Below are 19,746 nucleotides of genomic sequence, written 5' to 3' on the forward strand. Positions count from 1 at the left end.
ACTGGCGCCTCTTCTCTCAGAAATCACTCCCAAGGAATCCACACCATGCAACACATTGCCATCGTTTTTCACAGCGCCCACGGCCACACCGCACACATTGCCCACCATGTGCTGGACGGCGCGCGCGCCGTGCCGGGCGTCCTCGCTGAACTGATCCGGGCTGAAGACCTGGCGCAGGCGCCCGACCGCCTGCTGCGCTACGACGGTTTGATCCTCGGCTCGCCCACCTACCTGGGTGGGGTGTCCGGGCCGTTCAAGACCTTCATGGATGCCACCGGCCGCCTCTGGAAAACGCAGCAGCTCAAGAACAAGCTGGCGGCGGGCTTCACCGTGTCGTCGCTGCCGGCGGGCGACAAGCAGTCCACGCTGATGTCGATGTGGGTGTTTGCCATGCAGCACGGCATGGTGTGGGTGGGCAACCCCACCCTGCCCGAGCAGCATGCCGGGGTGCCTTACGACGAGGCGGCCAACCGGCTGGGCTCCTGGTCGGGCCTGATGGCGCAGGCGGGCCACGGGGCGGCAGCCGATGCATTTGTGCCCGGCGACACCAGGACCGCCCGCATGTTCGGCCAGCATTTCGCCGAGACGCTGCAGCGTCTGGGCGGTGTGGCTGCGCGCCAGGCCGGAGAGGAAATTGCAGCATGATCCCGGCCCGCTATGGCCCGGTACTGTTCAGCCTGATCCTGTCCGGGGTGATGTCGCTGCTGGTGGCGGGTATCTCCACCTTTCGCGCTCTGCAGCCCCAGCAGGATTGGGTGAGCCTCTGGGCGGGCGCATGGCTCACCGGGTGGCTGTTCGCCTTCCCGGCAGTGATGCTGGCGGCCCCACTGGCCCGCAAGGTGGTGGCGCTGCTCACCACCACCGCCAAGGGTTGAGCGCTTACGCCCGCTCGTACCAGCCCTTGCTGCGGTTGACGATGTGCACCACCAGCAGCATCGCCGGCACCTCGATCAGCACGCCCACCACGGTGGCCAGCGCGGCGCCGGAGTGAAAGCCGAACAGGCTGATCGCGGCGGCCACCGCCAGCTCGAAAAAGTTGGAGGCACCGATCAGCGCCGACGGGCAGGCCACACTGTGCTTTTCCCCCACCGCGCGGTTGAGCCAGTAGGCCAGCCCCGCGTTGAAAAACACCTGGATCAGGATGGGCACGGCCAGCAGCGCAATCACCAGCGGCTGCTGCAGGATGGCCTGGCCCTGAAAGGCAAACAGCAGCACCAGCGTGGCCAGCAGTGCCGCAATGGACCAGGGCCCCATGCCCGCCATGACGGCATCGAACACCGCCTGCCCCTTGGCCAGCAGCGACCGACGCAACCACTGGGCCAGCACCACCGGAATCACGATGTACAGCACCACCGAGGTGAGCAAGGTGTCCCACGGCACGGTGATGGCCGAGATGCCCAGCAAAAACGCCACCAGCGGCGCAAACGCGATCACCATGATGCTGTCGTTCAGCGCCACCTGCGACAGCGTGAACAGCGGGTCGCCGCCGGTGAGACGGCTCCATACAAAAACCATGGCGGTGCACGGTGCGGCCGCCAGCAGGATGAGGCCAGCGATGTAGCTGTCCAGTTGGTCGGCCGGCAGGTAAGGCGCAAACCAGTGGCGGATGAATAGCCAGCCCAGAAACGCCATCGAAAACGGCTTGACCAGCCAGTTCACTACCAGCGTCACGCCAATGCCCCGGGCGTGTTTGCGCACCTCGCCCAGTGCACCAAAGTCCACCTTCACCAGCATGGGGATGACCATCACCCAGATCAGCAAGCCCACGGGCAGGTTGACCTTTGCAATCTCCATACGGCCCACGGCCTGGAACACCGAGGGGAAGAACTGCCCCAGCGTGATACCCACCACGATGCACAACAACACCCACACGGTGAGATAGCGCTCGAACACGCTCATGGGGGCCGGGGCGGGCGCACCGGCCGGTTCGCACTGCACCGTCATGGCGTGGCGGCTGCGCGAGACAGCTCGCGCGCCGTGTGCTGCAACAAGGTCTTTTCGAGCTTGTCGGCGGGCAGGTTGATCAGCAACTCCAGCCGCTGGTGGATGGCATGCAGTGTCTTGCGGAAAGCCTCGCGTTTTTCATCGTCCGAGCCCTCCCCTTCGGACGGGTCGGCGTAGCCCCAGTGCGCAGTGGCTGGGTGGCCGGGCCAGATGGGGCAGACCTCGCCCGCCGCGTTGTCGCAGACGGTGATGATGAGGTCCATGGCCGGGGCGCCGGGAGCGGCGAACTCGTCCCAGCCCTTGCTGCGCAGACCTTCGGTCGAGATGCCAGCGGCGCGCAGCACCTCCAGGCCCAGCGGGTTGGGTTGCTGGTTGTCGCGCGGGCTGCTGCCCGCCGAGTACGCGTGGAACCGGCCTGGCGCCATGTCGTTGAGCAAGGCCTCGGCCAGGATGCTGCGGGCCGAGTTGTGGGTGCACAGGAAAAGAACGTTCAGTGCTGTCATGGGGCCCCCTCAGCAGCAGCTGGCCTTGGGGGTTGTGGCTGTGGCCGGGCCGCAGCACGCCGCACGAGGGGCGGCAGCCGCAGGGGCTGCCACCGCCGCAGGCGCGCAGCAGGCACCCACGACAGCGGACGGTGGGGCTTCGTTGAAGACGGGGATGTCGCCCAAGGTGTGAAAGTGTTCCCACGCAATGCCCTGTGGGTCGGTCACCCAGTGCTTTTCGCTGCGGGCATAGCAGCATGTGGTGCGGCCTTCATCGAGCAGGGCCATGTCGGCGGCCTCGGCGCGGGTCTTCAGTTCAGCCAGCTCGGCGGCATCGTCGGTCTGCATGCCAAAGTGGTCCAGCCCTGGTTTGGCACCCCGGGTGGAGATGGCGAAATTGACGCGCGGGTCCTCCAGCATCCACTTGGCGTAGTCGGCCTCCACCCGCGTGGGGGCCTCGGCAAACAGCTTGGAATAAAAGGCGATGCTCTGGGCCAGGTCATCGACATGCACATGGGCGTGGAAGCGTTTCATGGGGTTCTCCTTGGGGCAACGGTCAGCAACGGTCAGCAGTGGCAGGACGCAGCCGCGCCGGCAGGGGCACAGGTCTGGCCTTCGCAGCAGTTTTCGGTAAGGTAGGCCAGCAGCCCATTCATGGTGTCGAATGCGGCGCGGTAGATCAGGTTGCGGCCCTGCCGCTCCTGGCTGATGAGCCCGGCATGCGACAACTCCTTGAGGTGGAAGGACAGGGTGTTGGGCGCCACCTCCAGCTGAGCGGCCAGGTCACCTGGCGTGAGGCCCGCAGGGCCCGCCACCACCAGCGCTCGAAAGACCCGCAGGCGGACCTCCTGGGCCAAGGCTGCGAGGGCTCGGACGACGTCGGTTTCTTGCATGCATCGATAATACAACAATTGTTGAATTATTGAAAATAACACTCCAAAAACTGCACTGAAAGGCCACACACTCCCGCGATGGCCAGGAAGCGCCCCGGAGCACGTACCCGCCGCCCCCCTTACAGGCAGTTGCTCTTTGGCCCTGCCGCGCAGTCGTATGATGACCCGCAATCAAAAAAGGGCGGGAGCACGTGGACGATATGGTTTCAATCTGGCAAGGCGCCATGCAGGTGTTTGTGGTGGGGTTTCCGCCACTGCTGCAGAGCTTGCTGTTCTGGGTTTTTGCGGCACTGGTCGTGCACGTGTGCCAGCAGTTGGTGGAACACACAGCGTATTCCGTGGACCCCTCTAGCCGCCGCATCAGCGCATCGCATGCGGCACTGTGTATTGGCTCCATCGTGTGGGCGCTGGATGTGGTGGGCCTGTTCATGTACACCGAGCTGTCGCATCATGTGCTGGAGCTGGTGCCAGCGCTCAGCGGTTTGGTCATCATGGTGGTGAGTGCGCGGCTCACCATTCCCACCCTCAGCACCAGCGCCAGCAAACGCCGTATCGCGCTGGCCAGCGCCTGGCTGGCGCTGGGCACGCTGGCGGGGCACTTCACCATCACCAGCAGCCATGTGCAGAGTTTTGCGCAGATCAACGGGCTGGCCACCGTGCTGTCGCTGGGCATCGCCACGGGTATTTCGTGCTACTGCGCGATCCGTCACCGCGCCGCCAAGCTCAGCGTGCTCACCCCCCGGTACCGATCCCAGACCTGGGCTGACAAGTTGCTTTGTGGCGGCGCGATCCTGGTGCTGCACTGGCTTTTGGTCAACACCTTTGCCATGCACCTGGGCGACCCCGAGGGCGCGTCCGACGGTGCTGCGCTGCTCTTCATCGTGCTGGTGTTTGCGATGGCCGTGGCCATGGAGCATCTGAGCAACTTGCGGTCGGATGCAGGACGCCAGCAGCTGCTGCGCCGAGGGCTGTCGATGATGCGCACATCGGCGGTAGCCCACAACGCCCGCAGCGACATTCAGCAGTCGCTGATTGCAGACCACCTGGACCGCCTGCTGCACCCCGACAACCTGGCGCTGCACTTCCAGCCCATCGTCCACACCGAGCGCAGCGGAGTGCAGCTGGAGGCCCTGCTGCGCCTGACCGACACCACCCTGGGCCGTATCAACCCCGAGACTTTTTTGCTGGTTTGCGAGCTGCAAGGCAAGACGGCAGAGGTGGACCGCATGATCCTGTGCAACGCGCTCGACCACCTGCAAAGCTGGCGGGCACGGGGGCTGGACACAGTGAGCATCAGTGTCAATGTGGCGCCGGTCACGCTCATGCACGAGAGCTTTGCACCCTGGCTGAGCCTGCAGCTGGCCCAGCGTGCCCTGCCCCCGCGTGCCCTCAAACTTGAAATGACCGAACACGCCATCATTGCGCTCGGCCCCGAGATGGTGGAGGCCATCCGCGCGCTGAGCACCCTGGGAGTGGCTGTACTGATGGACGACTTTGGCGCAGGGTATTCGTCCCTGGGCATGCTGGCCGAGCTGCCGATTGCTGGCATCAAGTGCGACCGCCTGTTTGTGCGCAAGCTGCCGCAGGACCGGCGCCGCCAGAAGCTGTTGCGGCACATCAACGCCCTGGCGCGAGACCTGGGCCTGTCGGTGGTGGTCGAAGGCGTGGAGACACCGGAAGAACTGCGAGCCCTCGCAGCCGCCGGGCTGCACCACATCCAGGGCTACCTGTTCAGCCGCCCCATTGCGGCACCCGACGTACCCAACTGGCACCACACACAACTACAGCCGCAGCGCGCAGCCCTTCAGGCACTGCTGCACCCACCCGGCAGCGGCAAGGGCAGCGATACATCCTTCATGCCCACGCAGCCCGGCCAGCCATGGGCCCCGGGGACCTGACCAACATGACAGCCCTCACAACCCTGGTTCTGGGCGGGTACGGCAACTTTGGCGCACGCATCTGCCGCGCACTGGTTGGCGACGCGGCCACGCGCCACCACATTGCCCTGCTCGTGGCTGGCCGCAATGCATCGCCGGCGGAGGCCCTGGCAGCCACCCTGGGCCATGGCACCCAAGGGGTCGCCCTGGACCACCAGGCGCCGGGCCTGGTCACCACTTTGCGCCACTGGGGTGTGGATCTGGTCATCCACACGGCCGGCCCATTCCAGGCACAGGCCTACAACGTGGCCCAGGCGGCCGCCGAGGCGGGCGCGCACTACATCGACCTGGCCGACGGCAGACGCTTTGTGTGCGACTTTCCGGCCGCGATGCAGGCGGCATTCGCCAGCGCGGGGCGCACTGCTGTCGCCGGTGCCAGCACGGTGCCCGCGCTGTCATCGGCCGTCATTGACCACCTGTGCGCTGGCTGGCAGCGCATCGACAGCATCGACATCTGCATCGCCCCCGCGCAAAGGGCGCCACGGGGTCAGGCCACGCTGGCGGCGGTGCTGAGCTACTGTGGCCTGCCCATCGAAGTGTGGGATGGTGGCCGCTGGCAGCTGCAGCGGGGCTGGGCGCAGCCCACAGCGGTCCGGTTCCAGCGGCTGCGCCCGCGCCTGGGGGCGGTCTGCGACATCCCGGATCTGGAGATTTTCCCGGCCCATTACAAAGCCCGCGACCGCGTCACCTTCCGCGCCGCGCTGGAGGTGGGCCTGGCACAGAGAGTCTTCGCCACGCTTGCAGCGCTGCGCCATTGGGGCGTATTACCCCATCCTGAGAAGCTGGCCTGGCTGATGCACCACATGGGCGGCGCGCTGGACTTTCTGGGCACGCCACTGGGCGGCATGGTGGTGCGCGTGGCAGGTGCCGATGGACAGGGCCAGCCCCGCCGCCGCGCATGGCACATTGCCGCAGACCACGACCACGGCCCCGAGATCCCCTGCATGGCCGCCATCCTGCTGGCCCGCCAACTGGCGGCCGGGCACACGTTGCCCACAGGCGCGCACACCAGCACCAGCCTGCTTACTCTGGAGGCCTTTGCCCCCGAGCTTGCGAAGTGGGGCATGGTGACAGACATCGTGGAGGAAACATGACACCCGCTACCCATGCCTTGCTGCGTTGGAGCCTGGTGTTTGTATGGCTGGCCACGGCCATCGTCAGCGTGGTTGAACTGAACGGGCAAAGCCGCGCACTGCTGATCAGCCTGCCCGCCGCGTGGAGCAGCCCAGGGCTGGCCCACGTGCTGATTCTTGCGGGCGCCACCGCCGATGCCCTCGTTGGCCTGTGGATGGCCTGGCGGCCCGGCAGGGCCGTGTACCTGGCGGCGTTACTGCTCATGGGGGCAATGACGCTGTTGGCTACTTTCGTTGATCCGTCCTGGTGGCTGCACCCGCTGGGTCCGCTGACTAAAAACCTGCCCATCGCCGCCATCCTGCTCGCGCTGCTGCAAGACACGCCCGCTACACCACCCCAGCCATGAGCCTGTACCTCACCCTCAAATGGCTGCACATCATCTCCAGCGTGCTGCTGGTGGGCACCGGGCTGGGCTCTGCGTTCTACATGTTCTTTACCAACCGCAGCGGCAATGTGCAGGCACAGGCGGTGGTCACGCGACTGGTGGTGCGGGCGGACTGGTGGTTCACCACGCCCACGGTGTTCATCCAACCCGCCACGGGGCTGGCCATGGCTGCGATGGCGGGCATGCCCTGGAGCACGCCGTGGCTCGCGGTGTCCATCGCGCTGTACCTGGTGGCCGGTGCCTGCTGGCTGCCTGTGGTGTGGTTGCAGCTGCGCATGCGCGACATGGCGATAGAGACGGCAGAGGCGGCGCAGTCCGCGCAAGGCGACGGCGTGTTGCCGCCCCTGTACTGGCGCTACGCCCGCTGGTGGGAGGCCCTGGGCTACCCGGCCTTTGTGGCGATGGCCGTGGTGTTCTACCTGATGGTGAACAAACCCACCCTGAACTTCTGAACCTATCATCGCCCCATGCTGATCGAGACCCTGGACACTGCCCGCGACCTGGGGCGCCTGAAGGAAATCCTGGGCGTGATGGTGCGCCACGGGTTTGGCGACACCGTGCGCCGCCTGGGCCTGGCCGACCGGCTGGAGCGCGCGGGCCAGGCACTGAACTGGACCCACGCAGCAGACCTGGCCCGCGTGGAGCCGCCCGTGCAGGTGCGCCTGGCGCTCGAAGAGCTGGGCCCCGCGTTCGTCAAGTTTGGCCAGATCCTCGCGGGCCGGGCCGACCTTTTTGGCCCGGAGTGGATTGCCGAGTTCGAAAAGCTGCACAGCCACGTGCCCGCCGTGCCCATCGACGTATTGCGCCCGCAACTGCGCGAGGACCTGGGCGACGAGCCCGAAGCGGTGTTTGCCTGGTTCGACACGACGCCACTGGCTGCAGCCTCGATTGCACAAGTGCACCGCGCCCGCTTGCACGACGGCACCGAGGTCATCGTCAAGATCCGCCGCCCCGGCATTGCAGACACCATCCAGGCCGACCTGCGCCTGCTGCAGCGCCTGGCAGCGATGGCCGAGGCCGAGCTGCCCGCGCTCAAACCCTACCGGCCCCAGCAACTGGTGCGCGAGTTCGCGCGCTCATTGCGCCGCGAGCTGGACCTGGCCGGCGAATGCCGCCAGGCCGAGCGCATTGCCACCAACATGGCCGCGCTGCCCCACATCGTGATCCCGCGCGTGCACTGGGCCTACACGCGCGAGCGCATCAACGTGCAGGATTTCATCGACGGCACACCCGGCGGCGCCCTGGCTGCGCTGACGCCCGAGGCAGGATTTGACCGCACGGTGCTGGCACAGCGGGGCGCGCAGGCAGTGCTGCAGATGATCGTGAAGGACGGCGTTTTCCATGCCGATCCGCACCCCGGTAACGTGTTCTACCTGCCCGGCAACCGCATTGCCTTCATCGACTTCGGCATGGTGGGCCGCCTGTCGCAGCGCCGGCGCGACGAGCTGCTGCAACTGCTGCTGGGCCTGGTCGAACACCAGCCCCAGGCCGTGGCCGACGTGCTGCTGGACTGGACGGGCGACGCGCAGGGACTGAACCTGGGCCAGCTCGAAACCGAGATCGAGGCCTTTGTGGACCAGTACCACGGCGTGCAGCTGGCACAGCTGAGCCTGGGGCAGATGCTGGCCGACGTGACAGCCATCCTGCGCGAACACCACCTGGGGCTGCCGTCCGACCTCGCGCTGCTCATCAAGGCCTTCATCTCGCTCGAAGGCATGGGCCGCAACCTGGACCCGGACTTCCATATGGCCAGCGAAGCGCTGCCGCTGCTCAAGCAGGTGGTGCGCGCGCGCTACGAGCCCAAGGTGCTCGCCGGGCGCGCGTGGAGCACCCTGCGGCGTGCACTGGCCACGGTGGAGCAGTTGCCGGACGACATCGGGCGGCTGCTGCGCAATGCGCGGCGCGGGCACCTGCAGGTGGGGATCGAGCTGGCCCACCTCAAGCGCGTGGGCGACCAGATCGACCGGTCGGCCAACCGGCTGGCGATGGCGCTGGTGATTGCCGCGCTCATCATCGGCTCGTCCATCGTGATGACCGTGAAAGGCGGGCCCACGCTGTTCGGCCTGCCAGCGTTCGGCTTCCTGGGGTTCTTTGGTGCCGTGGTGTGTGGCCTGTGGCTGGTGCGTGCCATCTGGCGCAGCAGCCATCACCGCGATGACGACTGAGCGCTGCAAAAAACACGCCGCGCCGCCCCACCAGGTGGGCAGTCGCGGGTGTGTGCGCCCGCAGTACGTCAACTGACTGCAACGCGGTCAGGGCTGCCCAAACCCCATTCGCTGCAGCACTGCCTGGGCGGCCGGTTGGCGCAGCGCACTGGCAAACGCCTGCGCAGCAGCGGGCGCGTCGGCGCGTACGGTCAGGCCATACGCAGCGCCCACCTGCAGCGCCGCAGGCAGCTGCACCACGCGCAGGCGCGGCACCTCGGCCTGGGCGGCCACTGCGTTGGTGCAGTAGGTCAAAAACACATCTGCCTGGCGCTGTTCCATCACCCAGGCATAGGTACCCCGGCCCGCAGGCGGCTTGGGCGAATCCGCGCCGCCGGTGAGCTTCAGGGCCTTGGTATCCAGCTGGGCATAGGCACCCGGCTGCAGCTGGTCGGCCTGGCGGAACAGCGCCCAGGCGTAGTCGCCCGACGGGTCGGCCTTGGGCGTGGAGGTGCCCAGGCGCACATCGCTGCGCAGCATAGTTGCCAGCAAGGTGTCAGGGGTGGCGCTGATCTGCTCGCTGGTCAGCGCACACAGCGCATTGCGCGTGAACACCACGGGCGCTTGCCAGCCGCCTCGGGCCGCCAGGCGCTGGGGGTGGTCGGTGTCGGCCGAAGCAAAGACCTGTGCGGGCTCGCCTTTTTCAATGCGCTCGCGCAGCAGGCCCGAGGCGCCAAAGGTCAGCGCCACCTTCTGACCCGTACGGGCCTCGTGGTCGCGCGCGATCTCGGTGAAAGCCTCACGCAGGCTGCCGGCGGCGTACACCTGCACGGGAGCAGCGTCAGCCATGGGAGCCTTGGCGGGCGCCACCGCACAACCGGCCAGGGCCCAGGCCAGACCGGTGGCCGCTGCAGCTAACGCAGCCTGTGAACGGGTTGCCATAGAGGCCGCTCACTGCGCTGCGTTCGGGAAGAACAGCTGCTCGCCGCCGATCTTGTAGCCCGCAATGGCTGTCTGGCCAGCGGGCGACACGATCCAGTCCACAAACTTCTGCGCGTCTTGCGTCTTCACATGCGGGTGCTTGGCCGGGTTGACCGCCATCACACCGTACTGGTTGAAGAGCCTGGTATCGCCCTCCACCAGCACAGCCAGGTCCGCACGGTTCTTGAAGTTGAGCCAGGTGCCACGGTCGGCCAACACATAGGCGCCGCTCGATGCCGCAATGTTGAGCGCAGGGCCCATGCCGCAGCCGCATTCCTTGTAGCCGCTGCCTTTTAAGGTATTTGCGGCGTCGGCACCGGCGAGCTTCCAGTAGCGCAGCTCGGCCGCGTGGGTGCCGCTCTTGTCGCCACGCGAGATGAAGTTGCCATTGGCGGCAGACAGCTTCTGCAGGGCCTGCACGATGTCCTTGCCTTTGGTGCCCACCGGGTCGTTCTTGGGACCGATGAGGATGAAGTCGTTATACATCACCGGGTAGCGCTTCACGCCCCAGCCATCGGCCACAAACTTTTCTTCGGCCACCTGATCGTGCACAAACAGCACATCGGCATCACCCCGGCGCGCCATGTCCAGCGCCTGGCCGGTGCCCAGCGCCACCACCTTGATGTCCAGGCCACTGGCCTTCTTGAACTCGGGCAGCAGGTAGCCAAACAGGCCCGACTGCTCGGTGGAGGTGGTGGACGCCATGGTGATGCTCTGCGCGAATGCAGAACCAGACGCTACCAAAACGATAGCTGCCACCGCTTTGGACACTATCGCTACCGCGCGAAAAGACCTAAAACTCGTCATACCAGCTCTCCTTTGACAAACAAACGGGCGGCCTCCGGCAAGGGGCCGTTGAAAAAATCGTGCACCGGCAAGTCCGCCACCAGGCGCCCGTGCTCCATATAGATGACGCGGCTGGCCAGGCGCTTGACCTGGCCCAGGTTGTGGCTGCTGAACACCATGGTCATCGGGTGCGCCGGGCCGGCCGCGCCGTGGCTGGCTGCAAAGTCGGCCATCAGGGCCTCGACCTCGCGTTTGGCGTGGGGGTCGAGGCTGGCGGTGGGCTCATCCAGCAGCAGCACGTCGGGCCGCAGCGCCCAGGCACGGGCCAGCGCCACACGCTGCTGCTGGCCGCCCGAGAGGGTGCGCGCATTCTGCGCAGCAATGTCCTGCAGGCCTACCCGCTGCAAGGCAGTAAGGGCTTTGGGGCGCGCATCGCGCCAGCGTGTGCCGCGCAGCCACAGGGCCAGGGCCACATTGTTCTGGGCGCTGGTGCGCAGCATGTGCGGGCGCTGGAACAGCATGGCCTGGCGCAGCAAGGCATCGCATTGCAGACCACCCGCGTGGGTGTCGGCCAGGCCATGCAGCACGCGCAGCAAGGTGCTTTTGCCGCTGCCGTTGGCCCCCACCAGCGCCACGCGCTCGCCGGGCGTGATGCGCAGTGTGACCTGGTCCAGCGCCTGCACGCGACCGTAGCGCACCGTCACCTGGCGCAGATCAACCCAGGGGTTTTGCAATGGCTCGCTCATGCTGCCACCCCCACCGGCGTGCTGGACGCAGAGCCATCCACCCGTTCACGCCAGCGGCGCACCAAAGCGATCAGCACATTGAGAGCAAGCACCACGACCAGCAGGATCATGCCCAGCGCCAGCGCCAGCGGCAGGTCGCCCTTGCTGGTCTCCAGCGCAATGGCGGTGGTCATCACCCGTGTGAAGCCGTCGATGTTGCCGCCTACGATCATCACCGCGCCCACCTCGGAGATCGCACGGCCAAACGAAGCCAAGAGCACCGTAAGCAGCGCATAGCGCTCATCCCAGGCCAGCAGCAGGCTGCGCAGCAGCGGCCCGGCGCCCATCGACCGCAGTTGCTCGCCATGTGCGCGCTCGGCGTCATCCACCGTCTGCCGCGTGAGCGCGGTGACCACGGGCAGCACCAGAATGGCCTGCGCCAGCACCATGGCCTTGAAGCTGAACAGCCAGCCCAGCGAGCCCAGGGGCCCGCTGCGTGACAGCACCAGGTACACCACCAGCCCGACCACCACCGAAGGCACAGCCAGCAAGGTGTTGAGCACGGCCAGCACTGCGCCGCGACCAACGAAGCGGGCCACACCCAGCCAGGCGCCCAGCACCAGGCCCACGCCACAGGCCATGACACAGGCGGTGGCGCTGACGGACAAGGAGCGGCCCACGATGGTCCAGAGGACCGGGTCGGTTGAGAGGGTGAGTTCAAGCGCTGTGCTCGCGCTTTCGGTGAGGGTAGACATGGGCCAGGGGATCGGTTTGGGCTATCGTAGGCACCCATCCAATATCCAGCGATATGAAATCCCGTGCATAGGGTCCAACTTCACTACACACTCAGCCGCGATGCGGGCAATGCACTCATCCGCAACCCGCTGCCCGAAATGCTGCAGGCCGTGGCCGAGCGCGGCTCCATATCGGGCGCAGCGCGCGCGCTGGATCTGTCCTACCGCCACGTCTGGGGCGCCCTCAAACGCTGGGAAGACCAGCTGGGCGGCGAACTGATCATCTGGGGCAAGGGCCAGTCAGCGCAGCTCAGCGAATTTGGGAGCAAGCTGCTGTGGGCCGAACGCCAGGCCCAGGCCCGTCTGGCTCCGCAGATAGCGGCGTTGCACGCCGACCTGGAGCGCGCGTTTGCCGTGGCGTTTGACCCCAACGCCCACGTGCTCACCCTGTATGCCAGCCATGACGATGCGCTGGCGGCGCTGCGTGCCCATGCGGCAACGCAGACCGATGTGGGCGCACTGCACCTCGACATCAGATTTACGGGCAGCGTGGACGCCATCCGTGCGCTGAACGAGGGACGCTGCACCCTGGCGGGCTTTCACACCGTGGCGGACGCGGCCGCGCAGTCGCTCACCGCACGCACCTACCAGCCACTGCTGCAGCCGGGGCTGCACAAGATCATCGGCTTTGCGCAGCGCACGCAGGGGCTCATCGTGGCGCCCGGCAATCCGCTGGACCTGAACAGCCTGGCCGATGTCGCGCGCACCGGCGCCCGCTTCATCAACCGCCCGCTGGGCTCGGGCACGCGCGTGCTGCTGGACGACCTGCTGGCCCAGGCCAGCATGGACCCTCAGAGCATCGTGGGCTACGCCCTCAACGAACCCTCACACACCGCCATTGCCCAGGCCGTGGCTGCAGGGGCTGCCGACGTCGGCATGGGCATTGAGCTGGCGGCCCGCGCGCGGGGGCTGGACTTTGTGCCCCTGGTGCATGAGCGTTACCACCTGGCCTGCCTGAAAGCCAGCCTGGACCAGCCGGCAACGCTGGCACTGCGCACCCTGCTGCAGACGCCCGAGTGGCTGGCGCACATGGCCACCCTGCCGGGTTACAACGCCTGGCACTGCGGTGAAGTGCTGGCCATGAGCACGGTACTGCCCTGGTGGCAGTTTGCGCGAAAAAAACGCGCTTCAGCGCCTAGGCAGAAACCCTAATTGCTACATTTTTGATAGCTAAAGAATGAGCAAACGCTGCGGGATAACACCGTCACGCTGCTGTCAGACTCCGCCTACAGTGCTCCGTAGAATCGCGCCGTCGTCAACGTGTGCCCAGCCCGAGCGCCTACCCGCGCGGGGGACAGGCATCTCGCACACACAGCCTTTTTATTGGAGACACCATGCAGGCTCTATTGAAGTTATCAAGAGGGATCGACTGGCTTAACACCCAGGTCGGCAAGTACGTGGTCTGGCTGATCCTGGCCTCCACGGTCATCAGCGGCGTGAACGCCGTGGTGCGCAAGGCGTTCAACATCAGCTCCAACGCGTTCCTGGAAGTGCAGTGGTATCTGTTCGCTGCATCGTTCCTGCTGGCGGCCGGCTATACGCTGCTGCAAGGGGAGCACGTCAAGGTCGATGTGATCTCCAGCCGCTTTTCCAAGCGCACGCAAATCTGGATCGACGTGTTCGGCTACATCGTCTTCCTGACGCCCATGTGCCTGGCCGTGCTCTGGTACGGGGTTCCGTTCTTCACGCGCGCCCTGGCGTCGGGTGAAATGTCCAACAACGCTGGCGGCCTGATCCGCTGGCCCGTGTACCTGATGATGCCCCTGGGCTTCACGCTGCTGTGGCTGCAAGGTATTTCCGAACTCATCAAGCGCCTGGGCTTCCTGCAAGGCCTGATCGAAGATCCCACGGTCAAGAAGGTCGAAAAGACGGCCGAGGAAGAACTGGCTGAATCCATCCGCAACCTGGCCGAAGCGGCCAAGGGCAACGGCAAGAACAAGACCGAGGCCGTCTGAGCGGAGCACACACCATGGAATTTCTCACTCACAACCTCGCCCCCATCATGTTCGCGGGGCTCATCTGCTTCTTGCTGGTGGGTTTCCCGGTCGCTTTCAGCCTGGGCGCCTGCGGACTGTTCTTCGCCTTCATTGGTATCGAGCTGGGCGTATTGCCCGAGGCGCTGCTGCAAGCCGTGCCGCTGCGCATTTTCGGCATCATGCAGAACGACACCCTGCTGGCCATTCCGTTCTTCACACTCATGGGGCTCATATTGGAGCGAAGCGGGATGGCGGAAGACCTGCTGGACACCATTGGTCAGCTGTTTGGCCCCATCCGGGGTGGCCTGGCACTGGCCGTGATCTTTGTGGGCGCGCTGCTGGCAGCCACCACGGGCGTGGTGGCCGCGTCGGTGATCTCGATGGGCCTGATCTCGCTGCCCATCATGCTGCGCTACGGCTATGACCGCCGACTGGCTGCAGGCGTGATTGCCGCATCCGGCACACTGGCGCAGATCATTCCTCCATCGCTGGTGCTGATCATCATTGCCGACCAGATGGGCCGCAGCGTGGGCGATATGTACAAGGGCGCCTTCCTGCCCGGCCTGATGCTCACCGGCTTCTACGCCCTGTATGTCATCTTGCTGGCGATCTTCAAGCCCCAGTGGGTGCCTGCCATCCCACCCGAAGCACGTACGCTGCGTGACGACAACGGCAAGAGCGGTGTGACCTCCCTGCTGGTCCTGACCGGCATCTGCGTGGCCGCATCGATGTATGTGGCCAAGAACATGCCCGCCCTGCACACCTGGTGGTCGGGCGAGACGGTGGAACGCGTGGCGCTGGACGAGACCATTGTGGTGGCCATGTGCTTTGGCGTGGCCCTGGCCTTCGTGGTCGCCAGCATCAACAAGATCACCCGCCTGGGCCTGCTGTCCCGCGCTGCAGAGCGTGTGACCTTTGTGCTGATCCCCCCGCTGCTGCTGATCTTCCTGGTGCTGGGCACCATCTTCCTGGGCGTTGCAACCCCCACCGAAGGCGGCGCCATGGGCGCACTGGGCGCGGGCATCATGGCCATCATCCGCGGCCGCCTGACCCTCTCGCTGCTCAAGCAGGCCGTGACCACCACCACCAAGCTGTCGTGTTTTGTGGTGTTCATCCTGGTGGGTGCCACCATGTTCGGCCTGACGTTCCAGGGCGTGGATGGCCCGCTGTGGGTGGAACACCTGCTGACCGGCCTGCCCGGTGGCCAGCTGGGCTTCCTGATCGTCGTGAACATCATGGTGTTCTTCCTGGCATTCTTCCTGGACTTCTTTGAGCTGTCGTTCATCGTCGTGCCACTGCTGGCCCCGGTGGCGAACAAGCTGGGCATTGACCTGATCTGGTTCGGTGTGCTGCTGGCCGTGAACATGCAGACCTCGTTCATGCACCCCCCGTTCGGCTTTGCGCTGTTCTACCTGCGCAGCGTGGCCCCGGCGAAGGAGTACCTGGACAAGGTCACCAAGAAGATGATTGCGCCGGTGACGACACCCCAGATCTACTGGGGTGCGATCCCCTTCCTGATCATCCAGCTGATGATGGTGGGCCTGATCATCGCCTTCCCTGGCATCGTCTCCAGCGGTCTGGACAAGGAAGAGGTCTACGACCTGGACAAGGTCCGCATGGAAATGGAAGCCACCATGCCCGACGCGGCCGGAGCCCCCGAGGCGACCGACCCCACAGCCGGTATGGAAGGCGCTGGAGCAGCCCCTGGAGACGCTGCAGCCCCCGCTGCAGACGACCCACTCAAGGCCCTGCAGGACTCGCTGGCCAACGAGAAAAAGTGATCTGAACCCAACAGGGGCTGTTGACCAGCCTCTGAGGCACGAGAAGCCCTGGCAGATGCCCTCTGCCGGGGCTTTTTTCATGGGCGTTCCGGATACGGTGGCGCCACAGACCACGGACACAAACAGGCAACGAAGTGCAGTACAAGCGCGATGATCAGAGCCACTGCAATTGACCTGGCCCATAGCTTGTACACCGCACCGCACCGCACCGCACTGAGGAGGCACTCCATACGAACCTCTCAATCGCCTTGCGGGAGTTCGCCAGCAGGCTCTCCATAGAGCTCAACATGGCACGAAGCTCTGGTGCCGACAACAGTTGGAATCAGGGCCCGCTCCAGCCGGAGGATCGTGCCGCAGGCGCCGCTCAGGGCTGCCAGGGGCAACTCTTTTATCGCCGCTTGGTCCAGCACCCCTTCTGCACCTCAACCACCTCTGATCCGACGACGAGCCCCATGAGACAAGACGCAAAAAAACCCGCCAGGCGAACCGGGCGGGTTATTTGATCGGTCATGCCATGCGGCTTGCGCCGCAGCCATGCAATTAGATCTTTTGTGCGGACATGAAGGTGTCGTAGCGGGCTTCGGCAAAGCGGAACCAGAGGATCTGGTCGCGCTGGAAGGCGCGCATGTCGGCGTAGATCTTCTTCCACTCGGGGCTCTTGGCGTCGTTCTCGGCGAATACTTCCATCGAAGCCTTGAACGAAGCGTCCATCACGGCTTGCGAGAAAGGCAGCACCTTGGTCTTGGCAGCCACGAGTTGCTTCAAGGCCGTGGGGTTCAGCGCGTCGTACTTGGCCAGCATGTCCACGTGGGCCACGTTGGTTGCGGCTTCGATGATGGCCTTGTTCTCGGCCGACAGGCCGTCAAACGCCTTCTGGTTGACGAAGAAGTCCACTTCAGGACCGCCTTCCCACCAGCCGGGGTAGTAGTAGAACGGAGCGACCTTGTTGAAGCCCAGCTTCTGGTCATCGTATGGACCCACCCACTCGGCGGCGTCCAGCGTGCCCTTTTCGAGGGCTTGGTAGATTTCGCCGCCTGGGATGCTCTGGGGCACAGCACCCAGCTTCTGCATCACTTCACCGATCAGGCCGCCACCCAGGCGCATCTTCATGCCCTTGAAGTCGGCAGGCGACTTGATTTCCTTGCGGAACCAGCCACCCATCTGCGTGCCGGTGTTGCCACCTGCAAAGCTGATCATGTTGAAGCCGCCGTAGAACTCGTTCATGAGCTTGCGGCCGTTGCCATGCAGCATCCAGGCGTTCATCTGGCGGGCATTGAAGCCAAACGGCACAGCAGAGCCGAGCGCGAAGGCGGGGTTCTTGCCGTAGAAGTAGTAAGGCACGGTGTGTGCCATTTCCACGGTGCCTTGTTGCACGCCGTCCACCACGCCGAAGGGAGGCATCAGCTCGCCACCAGCGTGCACGGAGATTTCAAACTTGCCGCCCGACATGGCCTTGACGGCCTTGGAGAACACATCAGCGCCGCCATAGATGGTGTCCAGCGACTTGGGGAAGCTGGAGGCCAGACGCCAGCGAATGGCAGCCTGGGCGTGGACGGCGGGCGCAGCGCCTGCAGCCAGCACACCGGCAATGCCAGCATGCTTGATGATTGAACGACGATCCATGAGGTTCTCTCCGATATATTGATTGCAAAACTTGGTGCGCACGCGTTGTGCACGGCCGACCAAGGACATGTTTCAGCCGGGACCATTGTAGGAACATGACCCCCAGGACTTTTGCGGGTTTTCCCGCGAAATTTCAGACCCCAACATACACCTTCAGGGTTCTGCAAGCATCTGCGCGACAGCGGCGCAAAAGCCATCACCGCACGCACAGGCCAGCGCGATGCGCCGCCTGCTGCCCGCCCCGTTTCAGACCGTGCTGCCAGGCAAAAACCGCGCTGCAATCGATGCGCGGATACCCGCTGCATCCAGCCCCTGCAACGCCAGCAACTTGGCCGGGTCACCGTGCTCGATGAAGACATCGCCCAGCCCGAGCTGCAGCAAGGGGCGCACGATGCCCATGGCATTGAGCGCTTCGGTCACTGCGCTGCCCGCGCCGCCCATGATGGCCCCCTCTTCCACCGTCACGAGAGCGTCGTGGCGCTCCGCCACCTCGCGCAGCAAGGCCTCATCGATGGGCTTGGCCCAGCGCATGTTGACCACGGTGGCATCGATCGCCTCGCCCACCTCCAGCGCGGGATACAGCAAGGTACCAAACGCCAGGATGGCAATACGGGGCGCCTTGCCGTCCGCATCACCCTTGCGCTCGCGGCGGATCTCGCCCTTGCCGAACGGCAGGCCATCGAGCGCTGCCAGCGGCGCCACACCCGCGCCGCTACCACGCGGGTAACGCACGGCCACTGGGTGGTCCTGTTCAAACGCACTGCTGAGCAACTGGCGGCATTCGCGCTCGTCGGCGGGGCAGGCCATGCTCATGTTCGGAATGCAGCGCACGAACGGGATGTCATAAGCGCCTGCGTGCGTGGCACCGTCGGCACCCACCAGGCCAGCACGGTCCAGCGCAAACACCACAGGCAGGTTCTGCAGGGCCACGTCGTGGATCAATTGGTCATAGCCCCGCTGCAAGAAGGTGGAGTAGATGGCCACCACGGGCTTGACGCCTTCGCAGGCCATGCCTGCGGCAAACGTGACGGCATGCTGCTCGGCAATGCCCACGTCGTAGTAGCGGTCCGGAAAGCGTTTTTCAAACTCGACCATGCCCGAGCCTTCGCGCATGGCGGGCGTGATGCCCACCAGGCGCGGGTCCTGCGCCGCCATGTCGCACAACCACTGGCCGAACACCTGGGTGAAGGTCTGCTTGGGGGGCGTGGCGGGCTTGGTCAGGCCCACGGAGGGGTCGAACTTGCCGGGCCCGTGGTAGGCCACGGGGTCGGCCTCGGCCAGCTTGTAGCCCTGGCCCTTCTTGGTGACCACGTGCAGGAACTGCGGGCCCTTCAAGCTCTTGATGTTCTCGAGCGTGGGGATCAGCGAATCGAGGTCGTGCCCGTCGATGGGGCCGATGTAGTTGAAGCCGAATTTCTCGAACAGCGTGGCGGGCACCACCATGCCCTTGGCCTGCTGCTCGAAGCGCTTGGCAAATTCGAGCAGGGGCGGCACGGGGCGCAGCACGGTCTTGCCCACGTTCTTGGCGGCGGCGTAGAACTGACCGCTCATCAGCTGCGCAAGATAGCGGTTGAGCGCGCCTACGGGCGGGCTGATGCTCATGTCGTTGTCGTTCAGCACCACCAGCAGGTTGCAGTCGGCCACGCCCGCGTTGTTGAGCGCCTCGAAAGCCATGCCAGCGCTCATCGCGCCGTCGCCGATGATGGCCACCGCATGGCGGTTGTCGCCCTTGCGCTTGGCGGCCAGAGCCATGCCCAGCGCCGCCGAGATGCTGGTGCTGGAATGCGCCGTGCCAAAGGTGTCGTAAATGCTCTCGGCCCGCTGCGGAAAGCCCGAGATACCGCCCATCTGGCGCAGCGTGTGCATGCGGTCGCGACGGCCCGTCAGAATCTTGTGGGGATAGGTCTGGTGGCCCACATCCCACACCAGGCGGTCTTCGGGGGTGTTGAAGACATGGTGCAGGGCCACGGTCAGCTCCACCGTGCCCAGGTTGGAACTGAGGTGGCCACCGGTCTGGGAGACGCTCTGCAGCACGAACTCGCGCAACTCGGTCGCCAGCACCTTGAGGTCCGCACGCGAGAGCCGGCGCAGGTCTGCCGGGTCATTGATGGTCTGCAGCAGAGGAAAGGATGTCGTGGACATTGACTATTCTTTTGATAGC

Annotated in this window: 19 protein-coding genes and 1 pseudogene; 10 read left to right on the plus strand and 10 right to left on the minus strand. The window is 65.4% G+C overall.

The window, feature by feature from the left end; genetic code table 11:
- Positions 1-21: 21 nt before the first annotated feature.
- A pseudogene (locus ISS20_RS03990) lies at positions 22-645 on the plus strand (flavodoxin family protein); the annotation flags it as partial.
- Positions 642-875, plus strand: coding sequence for a DUF2798 domain-containing protein (locus ISS20_RS03995; RefSeq protein WP_291433912.1), 234 nt, complete (start codon positions 642-644; stop codon positions 873-875). The pseudogene ISS20_RS03990 and the gene ISS20_RS03995, both read left to right, overlap by 4 nt.
- A 4-nt stretch (positions 876-879) precedes the next feature.
- On the opposite strand, the gene arsB is transcribed toward ISS20_RS03995, so the two are convergent.
- Genes arsB through ISS20_RS04015 form a run of 4 tightly spaced genes read right to left on the minus strand, consistent with a single transcriptional unit; the run spans position 880 to position 3,319 of the window.
- Positions 880-1,944, minus strand: coding sequence for an ACR3 family arsenite efflux transporter (arsB, locus tag ISS20_RS04000; protein WP_291433913.1), 1,065 nt, complete (start codon positions 1,942-1,944; stop codon positions 880-882).
- Complete coding sequence (locus ISS20_RS04005; RefSeq protein ID WP_291433914.1) at positions 1,941-2,447, minus strand: arsenate reductase ArsC; 507 nt, start codon at positions 2,445-2,447, stop codon at positions 1,941-1,943. The genes arsB and ISS20_RS04005 overlap by 4 nt, the downstream gene beginning before the upstream one ends.
- Before the next feature lie 9 nt (positions 2,448-2,456).
- Positions 2,457-2,960, minus strand: coding sequence for an ArsI/CadI family heavy metal resistance metalloenzyme (locus ISS20_RS04010; protein ID WP_291433915.1), 504 nt, complete (start codon positions 2,958-2,960; stop codon positions 2,457-2,459).
- A 32-nt stretch (positions 2,961-2,992) separates the two neighbouring features.
- Positions 2,993-3,319: a metalloregulator ArsR/SmtB family transcription factor gene (locus ISS20_RS04015; protein ID WP_291433916.1), complete on the minus strand. Its 327-nt coding sequence runs from the start codon at positions 3,317-3,319 to the stop codon at positions 2,993-2,995.
- 200 nt (positions 3,320-3,519) lie between these two features.
- On the opposite strand from ISS20_RS04015, the gene ISS20_RS04020 reads away from it, so the two are divergent.
- The 5 genes from ISS20_RS04020 to ISS20_RS04040 are packed head-to-tail and all read left to right on the plus strand — an operon-like array spanning position 3,520 to position 8,940.
- Positions 3,520-5,217, plus strand: a complete 1,698-nt coding sequence (locus ISS20_RS04020; RefSeq protein ID WP_291433919.1) for an EAL domain-containing protein — start codon at positions 3,520-3,522, stop codon at positions 5,215-5,217.
- 5 nt (positions 5,218-5,222) lie between these two features.
- A complete protein-coding gene (locus ISS20_RS04025) occupies positions 5,223-6,350 on the plus strand; it encodes a saccharopine dehydrogenase NADP-binding domain-containing protein (protein ID WP_291433921.1) in 1,128 nt (375 codons plus the stop codon).
- Positions 6,347-6,736 (plus strand): DoxX-like family protein, encoded by a 390-nt coding sequence (locus tag ISS20_RS04030; protein ID WP_291433923.1) that lies wholly within the window; start codon positions 6,347-6,349, stop codon positions 6,734-6,736. The genes ISS20_RS04025 and ISS20_RS04030 overlap by 4 nt, the downstream gene beginning before the upstream one ends.
- A complete protein-coding gene (locus ISS20_RS04035) occupies positions 6,733-7,227 on the plus strand; it encodes a DUF2269 domain-containing protein (protein ID WP_291433925.1) in 495 nt (164 codons plus the stop codon). The genes ISS20_RS04030 and ISS20_RS04035 overlap by 4 nt, the downstream gene beginning before the upstream one ends.
- 15 nt (positions 7,228-7,242) lie before the next feature.
- Positions 7,243-8,940 (plus strand): AarF/UbiB family protein, encoded by a 1,698-nt coding sequence (locus ISS20_RS04040; protein ID WP_291433927.1) that lies wholly within the window; start codon positions 7,243-7,245, stop codon positions 8,938-8,940.
- An 87-nt stretch (positions 8,941-9,027) separates the two neighbouring features.
- Here ISS20_RS04040 and ISS20_RS04045 read toward each other — a convergent pair whose 3' ends face one another.
- Genes ISS20_RS04045 through ISS20_RS04060 form a run of 4 tightly spaced genes read right to left on the minus strand, consistent with a single transcriptional unit; the run spans position 9,028 to position 12,166 of the window.
- On the minus strand, positions 9,028-9,861 hold the full coding sequence (locus ISS20_RS04045) for a molybdate ABC transporter substrate-binding protein (RefSeq protein ID WP_291433929.1): 834 nt from the start codon (positions 9,859-9,861) through the stop codon (positions 9,028-9,030).
- 9 nt (positions 9,862-9,870) lie between these two features.
- On the minus strand, positions 9,871-10,707 hold the full coding sequence (locus tag ISS20_RS04050) for a substrate-binding domain-containing protein (protein WP_291433930.1): 837 nt from the start codon (positions 10,705-10,707) through the stop codon (positions 9,871-9,873).
- On the minus strand, positions 10,704-11,432 hold the full coding sequence (locus tag ISS20_RS04055) for a phosphate ABC transporter ATP-binding protein (RefSeq protein WP_291433932.1): 729 nt from the start codon (positions 11,430-11,432) through the stop codon (positions 10,704-10,706). The genes ISS20_RS04050 and ISS20_RS04055 overlap by 4 nt, the downstream gene beginning before the upstream one ends.
- Positions 11,429-12,166, minus strand: a complete 738-nt coding sequence (locus ISS20_RS04060; RefSeq protein WP_291433934.1) for an ABC transporter permease — start codon at positions 12,164-12,166, stop codon at positions 11,429-11,431. The genes ISS20_RS04055 and ISS20_RS04060 overlap by 4 nt, the downstream gene beginning before the upstream one ends.
- Before the next feature lie 63 nt (positions 12,167-12,229).
- On the opposite strand from ISS20_RS04060, the gene ISS20_RS04065 reads away from it, so the two are divergent.
- From ISS20_RS04065 to ISS20_RS04075, 3 genes are all read left to right on the plus strand, one after another.
- Positions 12,230-13,357 carry a substrate-binding domain-containing protein gene (locus ISS20_RS04065; protein ID WP_291433936.1) on the plus strand — a complete coding sequence of 376 codons (1,128 nt, stop codon included), beginning with the start codon at positions 12,230-12,232 and terminating at the stop codon, positions 13,355-13,357.
- Positions 13,358-13,539: 182 nt separating this feature from the next.
- A complete protein-coding gene (locus ISS20_RS04070) occupies positions 13,540-14,160 on the plus strand; it encodes a TRAP transporter small permease subunit (RefSeq protein WP_291433938.1) in 621 nt (206 codons plus the stop codon).
- Positions 14,161-14,174: 14 nt separating this feature from the next.
- Positions 14,175-15,962 (plus strand): TRAP transporter large permease subunit, encoded by a 1,788-nt coding sequence (locus ISS20_RS04075; RefSeq protein ID WP_291433940.1) that lies wholly within the window; start codon positions 14,175-14,177, stop codon positions 15,960-15,962.
- 540 nt (positions 15,963-16,502) lie between these two features.
- On the opposite strand, the gene ISS20_RS04080 is transcribed toward ISS20_RS04075, so the two are convergent.
- Both ISS20_RS04080 and dxs read right to left on the minus strand, forming a co-directional pair.
- The gene (locus ISS20_RS04080; protein WP_015015263.1) at positions 16,503-17,585 is read right to left on the minus strand and encodes a TRAP transporter substrate-binding protein; all 1,083 of its coding nucleotides are present in this window, start codon (positions 17,583-17,585) and stop codon (positions 16,503-16,505) included.
- A 246-nt stretch (positions 17,586-17,831) separates the two neighbouring features.
- Complete coding sequence (gene dxs / locus ISS20_RS04085) at positions 17,832-19,727, minus strand: 1-deoxy-D-xylulose-5-phosphate synthase (protein WP_291433944.1); 1,896 nt, start codon at positions 19,725-19,727, stop codon at positions 17,832-17,834.
- Between the last annotated feature and the right edge of the window lie 19 nt (positions 19,728-19,746).

Origin of the sequence: Acidovorax sp., from assembly GCF_016783915.1 — a bacterium.
Classification (GTDB): domain Bacteria; phylum Pseudomonadota; class Gammaproteobacteria; order Burkholderiales; family Burkholderiaceae_C; genus Acidovorax.

Excerpts from the sequence above, each read along its gene's own strand:
- ISS20_RS04045 (WP_291433929.1), bottom strand. The coding sequence starts at position 9,861 with ATGGCAACCCGTTCACAGGCTGCGTTAGCTGCAGCGGCCACCGGTCTG.
- dxs (WP_291433944.1), bottom strand. The coding sequence starts at position 19,727 with ATGTCCACGACATCCTTTCCTCTGCTGCAGACCATCAATGACCCGGCA.
- ISS20_RS04020 (WP_291433919.1), top strand. The coding sequence starts at position 3,520 with ATGGTTTCAATCTGGCAAGGCGCCATGCAGGTGTTTGTGGTGGGGTTT.
- ISS20_RS04005 (WP_291433914.1), bottom strand. The coding sequence starts at position 2,447 with ATGACAGCACTGAACGTTCTTTTCCTGTGCACCCACAACTCGGCCCGC.
- ISS20_RS04040 (WP_291433927.1), top strand. The coding sequence starts at position 7,243 with ATGCTGATCGAGACCCTGGACACTGCCCGCGACCTGGGGCGCCTGAAG.
- ISS20_RS04025 (WP_291433921.1), top strand. The coding sequence starts at position 5,223 with ATGACAGCCCTCACAACCCTGGTTCTGGGCGGGTACGGCAACTTTGGC.
- ISS20_RS04080 (WP_015015263.1), bottom strand. The coding sequence starts at position 17,585 with ATGGATCGTCGTTCAATCATCAAGCATGCTGGCATTGCCGGTGTGCTG.
- ISS20_RS04035 (WP_291433925.1), top strand. The coding sequence starts at position 6,733 with ATGAGCCTGTACCTCACCCTCAAATGGCTGCACATCATCTCCAGCGTG.
- ISS20_RS04070 (WP_291433938.1), top strand. The coding sequence starts at position 13,540 with ATGCAGGCTCTATTGAAGTTATCAAGAGGGATCGACTGGCTTAACACC.
- ISS20_RS04015 (WP_291433916.1), bottom strand. The coding sequence starts at position 3,319 with ATGCAAGAAACCGACGTCGTCCGAGCCCTCGCAGCCTTGGCCCAGGAG.
- ISS20_RS04055 (WP_291433932.1), bottom strand. The coding sequence starts at position 11,432 with ATGAGCGAGCCATTGCAAAACCCCTGGGTTGATCTGCGCCAGGTGACG.
- ISS20_RS04030 (WP_291433923.1), top strand. The coding sequence starts at position 6,347 with ATGACACCCGCTACCCATGCCTTGCTGCGTTGGAGCCTGGTGTTTGTA.
- ISS20_RS04075 (WP_291433940.1), top strand. The coding sequence starts at position 14,175 with ATGGAATTTCTCACTCACAACCTCGCCCCCATCATGTTCGCGGGGCTC.
- ISS20_RS04010 (WP_291433915.1), bottom strand. The coding sequence starts at position 2,960 with ATGAAACGCTTCCACGCCCATGTGCATGTCGATGACCTGGCCCAGAGC.
- ISS20_RS04050 (WP_291433930.1), bottom strand. The coding sequence starts at position 10,707 with ATGACGAGTTTTAGGTCTTTTCGCGCGGTAGCGATAGTGTCCAAAGCG.
- ISS20_RS04060 (WP_291433934.1), bottom strand. The coding sequence starts at position 12,166 with ATGTCTACCCTCACCGAAAGCGCGAGCACAGCGCTTGAACTCACCCTC.
- arsB (WP_291433913.1), bottom strand. The coding sequence starts at position 1,944 with ATGACGGTGCAGTGCGAACCGGCCGGTGCGCCCGCCCCGGCCCCCATG.
- ISS20_RS03995 (WP_291433912.1), top strand. The coding sequence starts at position 642 with ATGATCCCGGCCCGCTATGGCCCGGTACTGTTCAGCCTGATCCTGTCC.